General features: G+C 42.0%; 16 protein-coding genes. 15 read left to right on the top strand and 1 reads right to left on the bottom strand.

Translation table 11 applies throughout. From position 1 onward, the window contains the following. Window positions 1-57: 57 nt before the first annotated feature. The 3 genes from kdsA (at window position 58) to LYNGBM3L_RS03695 (ending at window position 3,207) form a co-directional block, all read left to right on the top strand. A complete protein-coding gene (gene kdsA, locus LYNGBM3L_RS03705) occupies window positions 58-900 on the top strand; it encodes a 3-deoxy-8-phosphooctulonate synthase (protein ID WP_008179263.1) in 843 nt (280 codons plus the stop codon). Further along, window positions 897-1,403 carry a KdsC family phosphatase gene (locus tag LYNGBM3L_RS03700; RefSeq protein WP_008179261.1) on the top strand — a complete coding sequence of 169 codons (507 nt, stop codon included), beginning with the start codon at window positions 897-899 and terminating at the stop codon, window positions 1,401-1,403. The genes kdsA and LYNGBM3L_RS03700 overlap by 4 nt, the downstream gene beginning before the upstream one ends. Before the next feature lie 532 nt (window positions 1,404-1,935). Further along, window positions 1,936-3,207: a polysialyltransferase family glycosyltransferase gene (locus LYNGBM3L_RS03695; protein ID WP_008179259.1), complete on the top strand. Its 1,272-nt coding sequence runs from the start codon at window positions 1,936-1,938 to the stop codon at window positions 3,205-3,207. A gap of 133 nt (window positions 3,208-3,340) precedes the next feature. On the opposite strand, the gene LYNGBM3L_RS42730 is transcribed toward LYNGBM3L_RS03695, so the two are convergent. Continuing rightward, the gene (locus tag LYNGBM3L_RS42730) at window positions 3,341-3,514 is read right to left on the bottom strand and encodes a hypothetical protein (protein ID WP_008179257.1); all 174 of its coding nucleotides are present in this window, start codon (window positions 3,512-3,514) and stop codon (window positions 3,341-3,343) included. A 26-nt stretch (window positions 3,515-3,540) separates the two neighbouring features. Between LYNGBM3L_RS42730 and LYNGBM3L_RS03690 the strand changes: the two genes are divergently transcribed. The 12 genes from LYNGBM3L_RS03690 to LYNGBM3L_RS48340 all read left to right on the top strand — a co-directional run bounded on the left by LYNGBM3L_RS03690 (window position 3,541) and on the right by LYNGBM3L_RS48340 (window position 16,868). Then, window positions 3,541-4,770 (top strand): glycosyltransferase family 4 protein, encoded by a 1,230-nt coding sequence (locus tag LYNGBM3L_RS03690; RefSeq protein ID WP_008179255.1) that lies wholly within the window; start codon window positions 3,541-3,543, stop codon window positions 4,768-4,770. A 116-nt stretch (window positions 4,771-4,886) separates the two neighbouring features. Continuing rightward, window positions 4,887-5,012 (top strand): hypothetical protein, encoded by a 126-nt coding sequence (locus LYNGBM3L_RS48345; protein WP_267871980.1) that lies wholly within the window; start codon window positions 4,887-4,889, stop codon window positions 5,010-5,012. A 145-nt stretch (window positions 5,013-5,157) separates the two neighbouring features. Further along, window positions 5,158-6,369: a glycosyltransferase gene (locus LYNGBM3L_RS03685; protein WP_008179253.1), complete on the top strand. Its 1,212-nt coding sequence runs from the start codon at window positions 5,158-5,160 to the stop codon at window positions 6,367-6,369. A 50-nt stretch (window positions 6,370-6,419) separates the two neighbouring features. After that, window positions 6,420-7,334, top strand: a complete 915-nt coding sequence (locus LYNGBM3L_RS03680) for a hypothetical protein (protein ID WP_008179252.1) — start codon at window positions 6,420-6,422, stop codon at window positions 7,332-7,334. Window positions 7,335-7,651: 317 nt separating this feature from the next. Next, complete coding sequence (locus LYNGBM3L_RS03675; RefSeq protein ID WP_008179250.1) at window positions 7,652-8,500, top strand: class I SAM-dependent methyltransferase; 849 nt, start codon at window positions 7,652-7,654, stop codon at window positions 8,498-8,500. Then, on the top strand, window positions 8,497-9,747 hold the full coding sequence (locus tag LYNGBM3L_RS03670; protein ID WP_008179248.1) for a glycosyltransferase family 4 protein: 1,251 nt from the start codon (window positions 8,497-8,499) through the stop codon (window positions 9,745-9,747). The genes LYNGBM3L_RS03675 and LYNGBM3L_RS03670 overlap by 4 nt, the downstream gene beginning before the upstream one ends. A 262-nt stretch (window positions 9,748-10,009) precedes the next feature. Continuing rightward, window positions 10,010-11,245 (top strand): O-antigen ligase family protein, encoded by a 1,236-nt coding sequence (locus LYNGBM3L_RS03665; protein WP_008179246.1) that lies wholly within the window; start codon window positions 10,010-10,012, stop codon window positions 11,243-11,245. Between the two features lie 259 nt (window positions 11,246-11,504). Continuing rightward, complete coding sequence (locus LYNGBM3L_RS03660; protein WP_008179244.1) at window positions 11,505-12,524, top strand: glycosyltransferase family 2 protein; 1,020 nt, start codon at window positions 11,505-11,507, stop codon at window positions 12,522-12,524. 168 nt (window positions 12,525-12,692) lie between these two features. Beyond that, window positions 12,693-13,880, top strand: coding sequence for a glycosyltransferase family 4 protein (locus LYNGBM3L_RS03655; RefSeq protein ID WP_008179242.1), 1,188 nt, complete (start codon window positions 12,693-12,695; stop codon window positions 13,878-13,880). Between the two features lie 173 nt (window positions 13,881-14,053). Next, window positions 14,054-15,349, top strand: coding sequence for a glycosyltransferase family 4 protein (locus LYNGBM3L_RS33610; protein WP_008179240.1), 1,296 nt, complete (start codon window positions 14,054-14,056; stop codon window positions 15,347-15,349). Window positions 15,350-15,531: 182 nt separating this feature from the next. Continuing rightward, the gene (locus LYNGBM3L_RS03645) at window positions 15,532-16,692 is read left to right on the top strand and encodes a glycosyltransferase family 4 protein (protein ID WP_008179237.1); all 1,161 of its coding nucleotides are present in this window, start codon (window positions 15,532-15,534) and stop codon (window positions 16,690-16,692) included. Window positions 16,693-16,760: 68 nt separating this feature from the next. Then, window positions 16,761-16,868, top strand: coding sequence for a four helix bundle protein (locus LYNGBM3L_RS48340; RefSeq protein ID WP_008179236.1), 108 nt, complete (start codon window positions 16,761-16,763; stop codon window positions 16,866-16,868). Window positions 16,869-17,823 lie beyond the last annotated feature (955 nt).

Genomic DNA, 17,823 nt, shown 5'->3' with positions numbered 1-17,823 from the left:
TATTGATAATATAAACCTCCAAGCTTCTGTCTTGAGAAACCAACAGTCCTAAAACTCATGAATAATACCCAAATCACTGATACCCTCTCTATTGGCGATCGCTGCCCACTCACCCTGATTGGTGGTCCCTGTGTCATTGAATCGGAAGACTTTACCTTAAAAATGGCAGAGGAGATCCGCAAAGTATGCGATCGCTTGAATATTCCTTTGATCTTCAAGTCTTCCTTTGACAAAGCCAATCGAACTTCAATAAACTCCTTTCGGGGACAAACTCTAGACAGAGGTCTAGAAATTCTCCAGAAGGTCAAACAGAAGGTGGGTGTGCCAGTGCTTACCGATATCCACGGAAGTCACCAAGCTGCAACTGTTGCTGAAGTAGTCGATGTCCTGCAAATCCCAGCTTTTCTGTGTCGCCAAACTGACTTACTAATCGCTGCGGCTGCTACAGGTAAGGCAATTAACGTCAAAAAAGGTCAGTTTCTTGCCCCTTGGGATATGAAGCATGTGGTCAGCAAACTGGAAGCTGGGGGAGCCAAGAATATTTTACTCACTGAGCGGGGTACTAGTTTTGGTTACAATACCCTAGTGGTAGACTTTCGCTCCCTCCCTCAGATGCGCGAGTTAGGTTATCCTGTGGTTTTTGATGCCACTCATAGCGTCCAGATGCCAGGAGGAAAGGGAGATAAGTCTGGTGGACAGCGACACTTTGTTCCCTATTTGGCCAGAGCTGCGGCTGCGGTTGGGATTGATGCTCTGTTCATGGAAATTCATGAAAATCCTGACATCGCCCCTAGTGATGGTCCGAATATGGTACCCTTGGCCGAACTGGAAAATGTGCTAAAGGGAATTCTGAATGTTCGTGCGGGTTTGGACACTACAACTGGGGTAAATTTGCCATGAACAAAATCCCTGAAGCTGAATTACAAGCACGTTTATCCCAGGTCAAACTGCTAGCCCTAGATGTGGATGGGGTCATGACCGATGGCGGACTTTACTACACAGAAAGCGGTGAAGAACTCAGAAAGTTTAATGTCAAGGATGGCATGGGAATCAAGCTACTGCAACAGACTGGAATTGAGGTAGCTGTTATTACCAATAGCAGTTGTAGGGCAACCCGACATCGAGTCCAAAAGCTAGGAATCAAGTACAGTTTTTTTGCGGTTGAAGATAAGTTAGCTGTCCTCAAAGAACTCTGTGAACAGTTGAGTTTATCTCTTTCCCAAGTCGCCTATGTTGGTGATGATATCATTGATTTACCAGTTCTGGAAGCTGTAGGATGTCCCTTAACTGTTGCTGATGCGATGCCAGAAAACCGAGACTGTGCTGTGTATGTTACCAGATTAGCAGGTGGGCAAGGAGGGGTTCGAGAAATATGTGAGCTCTTGATGAAAGTACAGGTTTAAGGTAAGCATTTAGCTATAAGCTACAAGCTATCAGCAGTCAGCGGTCAGCGGTCAGCGGTCAGCCATTCGCGAATGGCTGACGTAACAGAGATTAAACCAATGCTTACTTGTTTTATTTAAAAGCTGAGAGCTGAGAGCTGAGAGCTGAGAGCTGATACCTGATAGCTGATAGCTGAATGCTTACGCCCCTGCAGCTTAGAACTTAAACTCTACAGCTGAACCAAAAGCTCAGTTTATGCCCACTGGAAGTATAGAATACTATCCCGATTCAAAAAATAACTTCTGAAAGGGTTAGTAGGCAATGCTTCTCAAGTAGAAGTCTCGGATAATACCAAATCGGCGTTAAAAACCCCCTTTATAGTTTAGTCCTTGAGGTGCGGACGAAAGTTTGTGGACGCGCGACTTCGTTCTCGTCTGGGCTAAAGGGGGGTTATCAAAGCGGATTGGCTATGACTTTGCAAGCCTTCAGCTTGGGAGGGTTAAGACTTTTGTCTGTTAACCAGGAGCAACGCTGAATATTCCCATAAACAAAATGACTAATCCTAAACTTGTTAAACGCATCATTACCTGTCAAGGCAGCATTCAACTAGTGACTGCCTTATCAGTCCTTAGTTACAGAGAAAAAGAGCAAAAAGACCTTAATATTAAATACGAAGACTACCTTGTTATTTATCATCTCTATTCTCCCCCAGGGCAAATTGATGAATTTGCCGCCTTTATCAAAACTATAGCAGAGTTAGTGGGTGAGTGGCATAAAATTGTGTACATCACCCCTGAGCAGCTCAGTGATATTGAGAGTCGATTAGACTATTCCAGCCCATCAAAAATTTTCCGTATGGTCCATGAAATGGTTGGCACTAACAGGGCTGATGAAATTTACCTGTGCCGGAATTGGATGTTTGGAAATAAGCTACTTATTAATATTTACAAATCGGCACAAAAAATTTGTTACGGTGATAGTATTGGCTTTTATTTTTCAGTAAATTCAAAAGCTTTGTTTCCAGAAACTCAAGAAAATAAGCCTAATTTAATTAACTATATACAAGCCAGATATAAATCTTTATTAAATAAAGTTAAGACGATATTAAAAATAAAAACGTCCCTAAAACCTAGACTAAAATTTGATATCGGTTATTTTGTATTGCCTGACGTTTTTGGGGAATCACCTCCCATGAAAACTGTCACCTTAAATAAGGTGTGGCTTCTCGAAACTTTTCAAAAGCTGAGGGGTTTGGTAAACCCAGAATACATTCTCCAGTTTCGCAAGAACATTGCTGAGTCTCCCGTCTCAATCTTACTCACTTCAAATTTGTCTGAGGCGGGTAGAATGTCTCTGGAGAATGAAATCGCTGCTTACCGTGAATTCCTGATCTGTGAAGGTATAGAGCCAAACACAGTACTGGTGCTAAAACCCCATCCTAGAGATGACAATGTCAAACTCCAGAAGTTGGAGTATGCCCTATCTTACTTGTTTGATAAAATAATAGTTTTATCAGAACCAGACCTCTTTTTTCTGCCATTTGAGGTATTTTTTTCCGAAGCTTTCCTCCCCCTAGATTCAAGCCGAAATAATCAACCCAGGGTGTTTGCCGTCAGTACAGCTTGTCTGTCCCTAAAGCTACTGTTTAATGTTCCAAGTATTGTTGGCTTTGGCGACCAGATTACTTCCAAGCTTTTCTATGAAAATTATGCAGCTGGTAGGTTGGAACACGAGGGGGAGTTAAGAGCAGCAATCAACAAAGTTGAAGTACCTGCAATCATTACCAATGGATTATCTGGCGTTGCTGAATTAAGTAATGGATAGGAGTAGAGTGGGCATCCTGCCCGCAAGGGCAAGATATCGAACGGGCAAGATGCCCATTCTACAGGTGCGACCCAAGGCCGCGAGCAATCCCTCGCGGCCTAGGAGGCGCGCACCTACTCTTAAAATCATTCTATTATTCAGCAACGTCGATTATCTTAATCTCGGCTGCAGATTTATCGCTTTGTTCGCTATTCCACTTAAGCTGTTCAGCATTTAGATTGGGATACCTAAATTCCTCAAAGGTAACGGGGAACAGGGAACAGAGAACGGGAAATAACCAATTTAAATGCACATTAGCTTCTAGCATTTATCAAAAGTACCTCACCGAGCACCATGAAAGTCCTACATATCAATCAGTCTGATATTTCTGGAGGAGCCGCGATCGCAGGCTACCGACTCCATCAAGGTTTGCTGGGTCAAGGCGCAGACTCACGCTTGTTAGTCTGGAGGCTCAAAACTAGTAGTGATCGCGTAGATTCTGCTCCCCGTTTAGCCATTCTAGATAAACTAACTGCCCCGATTACCCAACAACTAGGACTCTACTATATTAATAAACTGGGCACGTTTAATATTCCTAAGCACAGCTTTTACAAAAACGCCGATGTCCTCAATTTTCATGTCCTTCATGGTGCCAGTAGTGGATACTTTAACTATCTAGCAATCCCTTCATTAACTAAACGTAAACCTGCTGTGTTTACTTTCCATGATATGTGGAGCTTTACGGGACATTGTGCCTATAGCTATGACTGCGATCGCTGGAAAAGTGGTTGTGGCAAGTGTCCCGATCTAGATACTTACCCAGCTATTCCAAAAGATAACACTCATATAGAGTGGAAGCTAAAAAACTGGGCTTATAGTCACTCAAACTTAACAATTGTCACTCCCAGTCGCTGGCTTGGTGAGCAAGCTAAGCAAAGTATGCTCAACCGCTTTGGGATTCACCATATTCCAAATGGTATTAATACCGAAGTCTATCAGCCTCTCGAATCCAAACACTGCAAATCTCTACTCGGCATTCCCACGTCCAAAAAAGTTCTGATGTTTGCAGCAACAAACTTAGCAGAGAACCGCAAGGGCGGCGATTTGCTATTGAAAGCGTTGCAAAGTCTACCCCAGTCCCTCAAGGCTGAAAGTGTAGTGCTAACGTTTGGTAGTGGTGGCGAAACCATTGCTGAGACTGTTGGCATGCCAGCATTGAATCTTGGTTATGCCAGCAATGATCGCTTTAAAGCCATTGCCTATTCTGCTGCTGATTTGTTTCTTTTCCCCACCCGTGCGGACAATCTTCCCTTGGTGCTGCAAGAGAGTATGGCTTGTGGTACACCCATGGTGTCTTTCAAAATCGGCGGCGTTCCCGATTTAGTACGTCCTGGTATTACTGGTTATTTAGCTCAACCAGAGGATACTCAAGATTTCTGTAATGGCATTGTGCAGCTACTGGAAGACAAACATCTACGGGAAACCATGGCACAACAGTGTCGTGCTATTGCCTTGGAAGAATACTCAATAGAGCTGCAAGCCCAGCGATATATCGACCTATATCATCAGGTCTTACAAAACTAGAATGCGATCGCATCCGTCAACAGGGGTGCATCTCATATAGCGCTACGCTTAGCGTCAGAAGTCAGAAGTCAGAAGTCAGAAGTCAGCTTAGACTTACGTTTCGGAGTTTAGGAGCGATGCAGAGGTGCGACCCGTGGCGAATTAAATTCGCCACGGGTCGCACCGCTCCCTACTCCCTACTCCCTACTCCCTACTCCCTACTCCCTACTCCCTTTGCTATATCAATTTCATGTGGTGGGTGATTAAATGTGAGCAATATTTTTTGAAATTAGTATTAGAGAGAGCATATCAATAAATCTGGAAAAGGAAAATTCTGGTAGCCAGTATTTATATCAGTATGTATTGTTAGCTGGTCGTGAGATGTAACTATTTTAAGAGGTTATAACCTTGAAAACCATTGCTCTAATTGAGGAAAATTGGAATGGGCACCGTCCAATATACCTCAAGGTTTTCACCAAAACTTTGCTTGAGCTTGGTCATCAAGTGATAGCCTTCTGCCCAGAACCATCAGAATTGAGTGAATGGGTTGCCTTTAACTGCTCTAAGTATCAAGAGCAATTCCAGGTTTTTGAATGTCAAACACCAGAGCCTAGCTCATTTCCGATCAATGGAATTCGCGCAGCCCTGAATGCAGTAAAACGTTGGTGCTACGCCAAAGTTAGCATTCAGCATGCTTCATCGAAGATTGGTAAAGTACCCGATCTAGTGTTTTTTCCCTGGGTTGATAGTTGCTTAGCACCTTACCTGCTACACCATGTAGTAGACAGGATTTTCCCTTACCGTTGGTCTGGTCTCTATTTTCACCCTCGTCATTTGAGGCTTAAACAAAAGTTTTGGTCTATCAATAGAGGTCCTCTAAAACCTCATGGTGTTTTAAAGTCCTCTCATTGCCCAGCTATTGCTGTTCTCGACGAAGGGATTGCTAACAAATTACAAAGCAAAATCAATGGTAAAAATGTAATTACTTTTCCCGATTTTGCCGACGAGTCAGCCCCAGACTTTAATTGGTCAATCGTGAAACAAATTCAAGCCCAAGCCGATGGCAAAAAAATCATTGGATTACTAGGGGTACAATCCAAGCGCAAAGGAGTTCTGACACTTTTAGAAGTTGCTCAGCAGATGGTGAAAGAAGACTATTTTTTTGTCTTCGCTGGTCAGTTATCCAAGCAGACCTACACTTCCCAGGAGCAAGCCAGACTCCAGACTATTCTTAACTTAAAGTTACCTAACTGCTTTTTTTATTTTGAGCGTATTCCTGATGAAGCAAAATTTAACGCTTTAGTTAGTAATTGCGATATCTTATTTGCTGCCTATAATAACTTCCCCCACAGTAGCAATATCCTGACTAAAGCAGCAGTCTTTGAAAAACCTGTGATTGTGAGCAGCAACTTTTGTATGGCAGAGAGAGTTCGCAAATTTAAATTGGGTTTAAGTATCAATGAGGGGGATGTGCTGCAATGTATTTATGCTATCGGTCGCCTCTGTAGTCAACTGGAAAAATATAACCAAGAAGTGCAACCGGATTTTCAGGGTTATAGACGTCTTCACTCTACTGATCAGCTCATAGAGAAACTTCAGACTATTTTAAATAGTATTTAACAGGTCGCTATTGAAAACTAATAATTTCTAGATTAATTCTATAGATCGAGATGAAAACTCCAGTTGCGTTCATAATCTTCAAACGACCAGATACTACTGAGAGAGTATTTGAGGTAATTCGCCAAGCCAAACCTCCCAAACTTTTAGTCATTGCTGATGGACCTCGTGCCGATCGACCAGGTGAAGCAGAAAAGTGTGCTGCAGCTCGTGCAATTATTGAGCGCGTCGATTGGGATTGTGAGGTTTTGGAAAACTACTCTGATGTAAACATGGGCTGCTGTCAGAGAGTGTCAAGTGGCATAGACTGGGTTTTTAACACCGTTGAAGAAGCAATTATTCTTGAAGATGATTGTCTTCCACATCCCGATTTTTTTCCATTTTGTGAAAATCTCTTAGAGAGATATCGAGATGATGAGCGAATCATGCTCATTAGTGGTAGTAACTTTCTAGGTCAATGGAACTCTGATATTCAGAGTTATCATTTCTCATATTATACTGCAACTTGGGGTTGGGCTTCTTGGCGAAGGGCATGGAACTATTATGATATTAATATGAGTCTTTGGTCAAATCCTGAGATCAAAAATCGGATCAGGGATGTCTTGGCAAATAAAGAGCATTACAAAGCACTTAAAAAATCTTTTGAATATACACTAAACGGTAAGTATGATACTTGGGATTACCGATGGACTTTTGCAATACTTGCCCAGTCTGGATTATCAGTTGTTCCTGCTGTAAACCTGATTTCAAATATTGGTTTTGGTGAAGATGCAACTCATACCTTATCAACGGATAACGAACTAGCAAAACTTAAAACACTAAGTCTTAACTTTCCGATCCAATATAACAATTTTACAGCGGTAGATCGAGATTATGATAAAAACTATTACGAAAATTTTATTAAACGCTCGAAAATTAAAAAAATACAAAAAATATTAAAAAAGTTTTATAACCTAGGCAAAACTTGATGTCGCTGACAGCATTAAAATAAAGTTGAATTAACAATTATTTTCAAAAAAAGTTAATTCATTATATTTTTTGAAAATAATTTATTAGTTAATATTAAACTATAACTTGGTATGACAAATAAAAAATCCTGTTGAAAAGCATGATATCATTTTTTATTTATAGCATTGACAAATAAATCATCATTGGGGTTGATGATTTATGATAACACCAACTAATATTCAGATTGTTTTGATAAAGTCGTATCCAAACAATCCTTTGCCAAGAGGTCTTATGAACCAATAGTTATCTTGAGTGATGTGATTTTTATGGTAAGTATATGTTCAAACTAATAAATATAGGTTGTGGCTCTACATATTCTAATCATCCTGCGTGGACGAACGTTGATTTAGCACCACAATCATCCCATATTGATAATCATGATATCAGGAAAAATTTGCCCTACCCTGATGCTTATTTTGATGCTTGCTATAGTTCTCATGTAATAGAACACCTCAAGCAGCATGAAGCTGATCAACTTATGGCTGAGTGTTGGCGTGTTCTTAAGCCACGGGGAATAATTAGGGCAGTTGTCCCTGATCTAGAATCAATAGCTAGAAATTATATCTCTACTCTAGAACAGGTTGAGTCTGGTCTTACGGAAGCAGAGGCTAACTATGACTGGATAATGTTAGAACTTTATGACCAGACAGTTCGCCACGTTAAAGGTGGTGAAATGGCTAGTTATCTAGCTGACTCTAATCTTACTAATAAAGAGTTTATAGTATCTCGTATCGGTAGCAATGCCGATCTATTTTTGGATAAAAACTCTGAAAAACAATCATTGATAGAGCGACTAGCATCTAAGGATGCCTATTGGTTTTACAAAACCTTTAGAAGCTTTAATCTCAGAAATAGTATTGCCAAATATCTAGTGACTCTGATCGCAGGCAATGAAGCACGACGGGCATTTGAAGTAGGGTTGTTTCGGAATTCAGGTGAAATTCATTATTGGATGTATGACCGCTTTTCTTTACGACGACTGCTTGAGCGCTCAGGATTTGTGGAGGTGCGCGTTTGTAGTGCTGATTCAAGCCGTATTCAAGATTTTAATAGCTACGGTCTAGATATGGTTGATGGCAAAGTGCGTAAACCTGATTCACTATTCATGGAAGGTATTAAACCATGAAGACTCTAATTGTTAGTAGTTTCGATATATCTGGTGGAGCTGCTCGTGCTGCCTATCGATTACATCAGGGCTTGCAAAGCATTAATTTAGATTCCCAAATCCTAGTGCAGGAAAAATTTAGTCATGATCAAACAGTAATTGGACCGACAATCAAGTTGAAAGAGGGCCTAGCCAGGATGAGATGGACGTTTGGCGCTTTACCTCAAAAGCTTTACCCTCAACGGGAAGATACCACGTTTACTACCCAGTGGCTTCCCGATGCAGTTGTCCCCAAAGTTGCCCGACTTCAGCCCGATATTATTAATCTCCATTGGATTTGTGCTGGCTATGTGCAAATTGAAACCATTGCGAAACTAAAGCGACCGATTGTTTGGACTCTTCATGATATGTGGCCATTCACAGGGGGATGTCACTACAATCACGATTGCGATCGCTATACAGCCTCCTGTGGTGCTTGTCCTCAACTTCACAGCAGCAAAGACTGGGATTTATCCCGTTGGGTATGGCAGCGCAAAGCCAAGGCTTGGAGAAATCTTGACCTGACAGTTGTCGCCCTTAGCTCATGGTTAGCCAAATGTGCCAGTGCCAGTTCCCTTTTCCAGGATCTGCCCATTGAGCTAATTCCCAATGGGATTGATACTCAAAAGTACAGACCCATCCATCAGCAGGTAGCGCGAGAATTACTTAGTTTGCCCCAGGATAAGCAACTTATTCTGTTTGGAGCAGTAAATGCCACTAGTGACAAACGAAAAGGGTTTCAATTGTTACAACCAGCGCTGCAAGAGCTGAGCCAATCCGGGTGGCGAGATCAACTAGAGTTGGTTATTTTTGGTGACTCTCAGCCAGACAATCCACCTGAGTTTGGTTTTAAGACTCACTACTTAGGTACATTGAGCGATGATCTCTCCCTAGCACTAGTCTATGCAGCAGCAGATGTATTTGTTGCCCCTTCCCTTCAAGATAACTTGCCAAACACAGTGATGGAAGCGATCGCCTGTGGAACTCCTTGCGTCGCCTTCAACATTGGCGGGATGCCCGATCTGATTGAGCACCAGAAAAACGGCTATTTAGCCCAACCTTACAAAATTGAGGCTCTGGCTCAAGGAATTGCTTGGGTGCTAGAGAACACAGAGCGACATCAAAAACTATCCTACCGCGCCCGCGAGAAGGTAGAAAAAGAATTTACCTTGGAAATTCAAGCAAGACGCTACTTATCTCTTTTTAATGAAATTTTATCGGGGGTATAATTATAGCAGTTCTCAGGACGAGTGAGGGACATTACTTATCCCTTTAAGGCAATAGGCAATAGGCATGCTAGCAATAGTAAAGAGGGTTTTAAGCGATGCAGCGCGGTCTTGGGGGTTCCCCCCATCAGCGACTGCATCAAGACAGGGAATCAGTGTCAAAGAAGACTGTACCTCATAACTGCGAGCAACGCTATATAACTAATATGAGAGATATTATTCCTGAGATAACTAGGGCTATAAAAGTCGTATTAATAGATAGTTTATGGTGAATTTAAAAAGGTTATCGCCTAATCAATTAATAACTTTTTTTTTGCTAAAGTTAGAACCTTTTCTGATTGGCATCTGCTTATTTTCTGGCATGTTTCTTGACATACCAGGCTCTATACTTACGCTTTTAAAACTTGCTAGCTATCTAATCTTGTTTTTTTTACTTATTTGGCGATGGAAAAGAGTTGCATATGTTTTTACAAAGGATATACCTTTACTATGCTTAGTGGGGACTGCTGTGTGGTCGATTGCATGGTCTGCCGTTCCCGGTATTCCAGCATTACTTAGAGCTGTGTTACGTGCAACTGCCCTCGGAGGATACTTAGCAGCTCGCTATAACCCTAAGGAGCAAATGCGTCTTCTGGCATGGGTGCTAGGCATAGTGGCGATTCTAAGCTTATTGGTCACTCTAGGTAATGGCTTCGGGGGAGCTCCCGCTCAGGGTATCCTTAGGCATAAAAATCATTTGGCTCGTCTGATGTCCCTAAATGCCATAATGTCTTTATTGACCGCCCTCAACCACCGGAAATATCGCTGGGTAGGGTGGGCTGGATTTAGCTTGTCTGTTTTGATGCTCCTGCTTTCTCAAGGAAAATCAGCGTTGGTAATCTTTTTAGTTATGATTACCCTCCTGCCCCTTCACAAGTTTGTAAAACAGCACTATAAGTTACAAACTTTTCTTTACATGGTCTCAGCTCTACTGGCTTTTGTTGCATCTATATTAATTTTATGGAACCTGGAATTCATAGTAGTTGATACTCTAGGCAAAGATCTTGAATTTAACGGGCGTTTACCTATTTGGACTTTGTTATTTGAGAGAATTTTAGAACGACCTTGGTTAGGTTACGGTTTTGAGGGATTCTGGTCTTCCGACGCCGGTTACTCTGTAATCAACTCTACATGGCTTGCCCATGGAGGACATGGTCATTCTCATAGTGGTTATCTTGAGTTAGCTCTGCAACTTGGATTTTTAGGTGTTTTACTTTTTGTGGTTAGTTTATTGACGGCATTATTTAGGATAATTAAATTACTAAGCTTAAGGAAAAAAATAGAATTTTTATGGATGTTTCTCTACCTAATATTTTTCAGTATTGCTAACTTTAGCCTAGAACCATCAATTCTTGTCGAGGACATATTGTGGACTGTATACGTATCAACCGCTCTTTCCGCAGGTGTTTACCAGAGTCGAATTGTCAAAAATCGCCACTTAATGAAAGCTGCCCAAGTCTGATCTAGCATTTTTAGTTGAGATGTGAAACTAGATTTGATGGGTAAAGGGAACAGGGAGTAGGGAGCAGGGAGTAGGGAGCAGGGAGTAGGGAGTAGGGGAAATAAAATTGACTGTACCTCATAAGTACGATAAACGCTATCTACTAACTAAGTATTAAGTTTAATGAGATAATTTTAAATGCTATATCATTAAACTTATCCTGATAATTAAAAGTTTATTTTATTAATTTATTTCATTAATTTAAACGGGATAGTAAGCCATGACAAATTCAGAGCAAAGTACCATTTGTGAACAAGAAGCCCCTCACTTAGCCAAACTTCCGACCATTTCGATAGTTGTTCCTAACTATAATAGCGGAGCAACTATCGGTGCAACGTTGCAAAGCTTAATCGATCAGAACTATCCCAAGCTGGAAATCATTGTAGTGGATGGCGGCTCCACTGACAACAGTGTGGAGGTAATTAAGCAGTTTGAACCATACATTACCTGGTGGGTTAGTGAGAAGGACAATGGTCAATCTAATGCCATTAATAAAGGTTTTGCTAAGTGTAATGGTGATATCGTTAATTGGCTGTGCAGTGACGACCTCCTAGCACCAGATGCCTTGCACACAGTGGGCAAATACTTTGCCGAGTCACCTGATATTGATGTCCTAGTTGGTCGCAGCCAAATTGAATATAGGACTGAAAATTTAGGTCAACCACTCAAGGGAGCTAATTTTTGGATGAGCCTGTTTGGGCGAGTCTTGCCCTTAGGATTAGGCTCACGACCTATGATCAAGGATGCAGAAAACCAGATCTACATCAAAGCTCCTACACTCAAACAAATTGACTTAATCGCTGTTGCTTGTCCAATTCACCAACCTAGCTGCTTTTATCGGCGCAAGCTGCTTGATCGACCTCAACCTTTAAATGAAAGTTATGAGTACACCATGGATATTGAGCTATTTAATTATTTCTACTCCTGTGGTGTGCGCTGGCGCGTTATCGACGAGGTGCTAAGCATTGCTCCAGTAAGTGGTGATAATAAAACCAGCATTGCTGGTGTAAAAGCCACTTATGAATTAGAGCAGATATACAAAACTTACACCAAAGAATGGATCCCTCTAACCTATTGGCATAGACGACTACGTTATCCCTTGGAGGGTTTTATCAAACGTCATCGTGGCGGTATTTGGTTATACATAGTCGGACCAGTATGGGTTGCACTCACACTACTATTAGCTCCATTTTATGGTGTTGAAAAAGTTTGGGCACTCAGGTGGACAAAGTGGATTTGATTACCGATTTAACTACCTATTTAACCCTATAGCCTTGGTGAGGGCCTTAAAGTCAGGATTTACCCAAAACTGGACTTGAAACTCTATAGGTAGTAGGAGCACACGGCGTGTAACCATACAAGTAGAGTTACTGCAGCAGTCCTGAAAGTATTAAAATTATGAAAAATTATGATTAACTATCCGTCTTTACACATAATTAAAGACACAAGTCAAGACACAAGTCAAGACACAAATCAAGACAAAACTTTAGAACTTAAAACACAAAATCCTGTTTCTGTCGTGGCATGGCAGGTATTAATGTTAGGTGACAACCTTCAGATCAAGGGTGGTATCGCATCAGTGCAGAAACTTATTCTTCGTAATGCACCCTCTCACGTTCAAATTCAGCACATTCCTACTACCTGTACTGATGGGGAAAACGGATCAATTACTCGTAAGATCTTAGCTTTTGGGAAAGCTCTAGGCAAGTTGCTGTGGAAGTTATCAAGAAAAAAAGCTGATCTTATTCACGTGCATTTTTGTCAAAGGGGTAGCACGCTCCGGAAAATGATTTTGATGCTCGTTGCACTAGCGTTTGATGTCCCTGTAGTTTTGCACGCCCATGGTAGCGAGTATAAGTTGTTTTACACTGGGCTGCCTCAATGGGCTAAACGAATAATTAGCTCGCTGTTTCGACAATCTGCTTACTTGATTGTTCTATCACAGAGCTGGAAAAACTTTTACCAGTCTAGTTTCGGACTAAAAGCAGAACAGGTTGTAATCCTTCCTAACCCAGTAGAGTTCCCCTCGAAAATTCCAGAGCGCACAAGCTGCAACCAGATAATGTTGGTTTTTTTGGGACAAATCGGTCAACGCAAAGGAGTATTTGATCTGATCCGGGCATTTGCCTCCCTCCCTCCTGAACATAAAACCTGCTCAAAATTAATATTAGCAGGGGATGGAGAAGTAGAACAAGCCTGTCAATTAGTTGAGAGTCTGGATTTAGGAGACTATATCAAAGTCCCTGGCGGGATAGACTCAGGGCAACGGGATGCTCTTTTAGCAAAAGCTAACATATTTGTCTTGCCGTCTTACAACGAAGGTCTGCCGATGGCATTGCTGGAAGCAATGGGTTGGGGCTTACCTGTGATCACCACACCAGTAGGGGGGATACCCGAGGTAGTTACTCACGCAGAGAATGGACTAATCATAAATCCAGGGGATATTGAACAGCTATCAGATACCTTGAAGTCTCTGATTGAAAATAAGTCTTTGAGAATTTCCTTAGGAGCTAAAGCAAGAACGAGTGTTGTTCCCCTAGATGTCAAAAATTATTGGACTTCTATGAGCGAGGTCTATCGTTCAGTCTTAAAATAAAAACATAAATATATACATTAATATATATTTATAGGTATGTAGTTTGATGACTTCAGGCTTCTTCTGTCTAAAACTTACCTGGCTCAGATGTTGATAACAACAACTGCTCTAGATATCTAACCGATCTGGGTACAGCTCAGAAAATTAATTACCATTTTCGGAAAATATTTAAGATGAAAATACTGATATCTGCTTTCAATTGCAATCCTGAAAAAGGTTCTGAGGATGAACTTGGTTGGTCGTGGGTTCTTCAACTCTCACAGATGGGGCATGAAGTCTGGGTGATTACTGAAGCCAACAATCAGCCCAGTATTGAGCAATTCATCTCTAAAAACTCCCTCAATAATTTGAATTTTTATTACCATAATTTACCAGTTTTTTCCTTTAATAGGTGGATATTTAAAGGAAATAAATTTGGGATTATTGCTATGCGTATCACCGTTGAAATTCTTTTGTTCCACTGGCAGTGGGGTGCGTATCAGACTGCCAAATTATTGACCCAGCAAGTGGCATTTGATTGTGTGCATCATGTCACAAATAGCTGTGTGCGACGTTATAGCTTCATGGGTTTTCTAGGACTCCCTTTCATTTTGGGTCCACTAGCTGGTGGACTAAGAACACCTTGGCGTTTCAGGAAAAGCTACCCCTTGATGGGCAAAATCCTTGATTTTGGTCGTGACCTAGCCAATAGCTGGATTCAGTTTAATCCCCTGATGCACTTGACCTTTACTAAGGCATCAAAAATCTATCTTGACTCCGAGCAAACACGGTCGCTTATTCCAAAATTTTATCGCCATAAATCTGAAGTTATTTTTAATGTGCCTCCCTGTAGGATGACTACTATCCCTGAGGGAATTCAACGAAAGTCAACCGAAACAGAAACTTTCCGGGTTCTGTTTGTAGGACGGTTGTTGTTTTGGAAAGGTTTACATCTAGGGCTAAAAGCCTTTGCGCAGCTGCTCGATAAGATCCCGAATGCCCGTTTAACAGCCCTTGGCAGAGGTCCAGAAGAAAAGTGGCTGCAAGGACTCACCGAGCAGTTGGGAATCCAGAATGCTGTAGACTGGATATCTTGGATAGATCAGAAAGAATTGATTTCAGCCTATCTACACCATAATGTTTTTTTATTCCCAAGTCTCCATGAAACTTCCGGTACAGTTGTCATAGAAGCTTTGTCCTATGGCTTACCTGTAGTTTGCCTCGATTTAGGAGGACCAGGAGTGATAGTGGATGAAACCTGTGGACGGGTGATAAAAACGGATGGGTTGACGGAAGAAGCTATGATTCAGAGGCTTAGTGATGCCTTAGTAGAACTAGCAGAAAACTCAGAATTGCGACAGCAGTTGAGTGAAAGGGCATGGGCGCAACCAACTAAATTTGAATTTAAGAATGTTGTGGAACAAATATATAGCTCTTCGGTACTTGTTGAGAAAACCTTGAAGGAAGCACCCCTAGATGATAAAAGTTGATCAACTTTTTAAGTTATTAACAATACAATTATATTTTACATCACTTCGGCATCTATCATTAAAAGTATATTTAATGATTAGTTTTACTGATTTGATTAAGGAACTAAATTTTAATGACTTCATTTTCTAAAGTATTAATAATCGTCGAAAATCTACCTGTACCCTTTGACCGAAGGGTATGGATGGAAGCCACTAGCTTACAGAAAGCTGGCTATCAAGTTACTACAATTTCTCCCAAAGGGAATGGGTTTGACAAAGATTATGAAGTCATTGAAGGGATTCATATTTATCGCCATCCCCTACCACCGGAAGAAAGCTCCGTTACTGGCTATATTCGAGAGTACAGCTGGGCTATAAATTGGCAATTTCGCTTAGCTTGCCAAGTATGGCGAGAGCAGGGTTTTGACATTATCCACATTTGCAATCCCCCAGATTTAATCTTCCTAGTGGCGGGATGGTTTAAATTGTTTCGGGGCGTAAAAGTAATCTTCGATCACCACGATCTGGCTCCGGAGATGTACATCGCCAAGTATGGACGAAAAGATATCTTCTATCATGGTCTACGCTGGGCTGAGCGCTTAACTTATGCTACAGCAGACATGGTGATTTCAACCAACGAATCCCATCGCAAGGTCGCCCTTACCCGAGGGGGGAAGAAACCAGAGCAAGTATTTGTAGTGCGCAGTGGACCTGATCTGGCACGGTTTCGGATTATGCCCTCAAACCCGAGTTACCGCAGAGGTCGTCAATATCTGGTAGGTTATATGGGAGTGATGGGGGAACCAGAGGGCATTGACTATCTTCTGAGGGCAGTACGTTACATCGTGCAGGAAAAGAAGCGCCAAGATATTCACTTCATGCTCATTGGCAGTGGCCCTGCTGCTGAAACCCTCAAGGCTTTATCTAAAGAGCTTGACCTGACTGATTTTGTAGAATTCACAGGATTTCAGACCGGGGAAGCACTTTTAGAGCGGCTTTCCAGTTGCGATGTATGCGTGGAACCGTCTCCCACATCGGCTTACAACGAAAACTGTACTATGAATAAAATCTTGGAGTACATGGCCTTAGGCAAACCTATTGTTCAGTTTGACCTCCGAGAGGGAAGACGCTCTGCAGAGAATGCATCTGTTTATGCTACGCCTAATGACGAGCTGGAGTTTGCTGAGAAAATTCTGGAACTGCTCAATTCTCCTGAACTCAGAGAAAAAATGGGAGCAGAAGGTAGACGCAGGATGGAAGAGATGCTGGAGTGGCGTCATCAAGCCCCTAAACTTTTGGATGCTTATGGGAAAGTTTCCTTACCTTTGTCAGGGATTAGTATTAACTTAGGCACTAGGTATTAGGCTTGAGGCTTTAAGTATTAGGTAAGCATTCAGCAGTCAGCAGTCAGCAGTCAGCTTAATGCTTACGTTTGTCAGAAGCCGAACTAGCCCGTTTTCTTCAAATTGCTATGGGTTCAGCCAGTGAACTTGAATATCACCTGTTACTGGCAGAAGGTAAGCATTCAGCTATCAGCTAATGCGCTACCTCCCAGGGTCGAAGCCTTTGCCACGCACCCTACTTGAGGTGCTTATGCGCTACAGATGGTGCTACTTGAGGTGCTATCAGCTAATGCGCTACCTCCCAGGGTCGAAGCCTGTGCCACGCACGCGACTTGAGGTGCTTATGCGCTATGGGTACGGTTGAGGAGGAAAGCGTTAAGAATAAAAGAGGTAAGCATTAGTTTAATTTGAGCAAAGTCCCAGGGTCGAAGCCTGTGCCACAAAGCACCTCAAGTAGCGTGCGCCGATGCGCAATGCGCAATGGACTTTTCTGGTGACTTTCAATTATCATTAATCTCGAACTATTAAATTATATCGTTTGGGCCATGCGCACGCTACGGGAACGAGCTTTATTTTAAGCTGACCGCTGACCCCTGACGGCTGAATGCTTACGGCTGAAGATCTTAACTTAACTCTTAGCCAAAGACTATGAATCCCATCGCAGCAGAGGTATAGCGCTACGTGCCAGGCATGCTAGCATGCTAGCATGCTAGCAATAGCTGATTATAATAGCTTTTGCTGCTTTTATAAATGTCCTAACCTTAATGCGTAGTGCTATAACTCAGATTAAACTTTTGCTTACCTCTTTTATTCAAAGGTGCGCTTTCCGCATCTAATTATTAAATTCGCCACGGGTCGCACCTAAAAGCACCGATTGCGCTACTTGAGGTGCTGCGCGAACAGTAGCGTGCCCATAGCGCATAAGCACCTCAAGTAGCGTGGCCATTCGCGTAGCGTGGCCATAGGCCAAGGCCTTTGGCTGATAGTCGAAGCCTGTGCCACACTACTTGAGGTACTTTTGAATAAAATAAGCTGACTGCTGACTGCTGACTGCTGAATGCTGACCCTGATGCTAGGAATTGGGAATTGGTAGTTTACGATTACCCATTACCAAATAAAAAATATTTGGGAAATGATTAACCGGACTTTATA

The organism is Moorena producens 3L, assembly GCF_000211815.1.
In the GTDB taxonomy this organism is placed as follows: Bacteria; Cyanobacteriota; Cyanobacteriia; order Cyanobacteriales; family Coleofasciculaceae; genus Moorena; species Moorena producens.
Note: the sequence above shows the minus strand (reverse complement) of the source record. Positions and strands in the feature narration are given on the sequence as shown.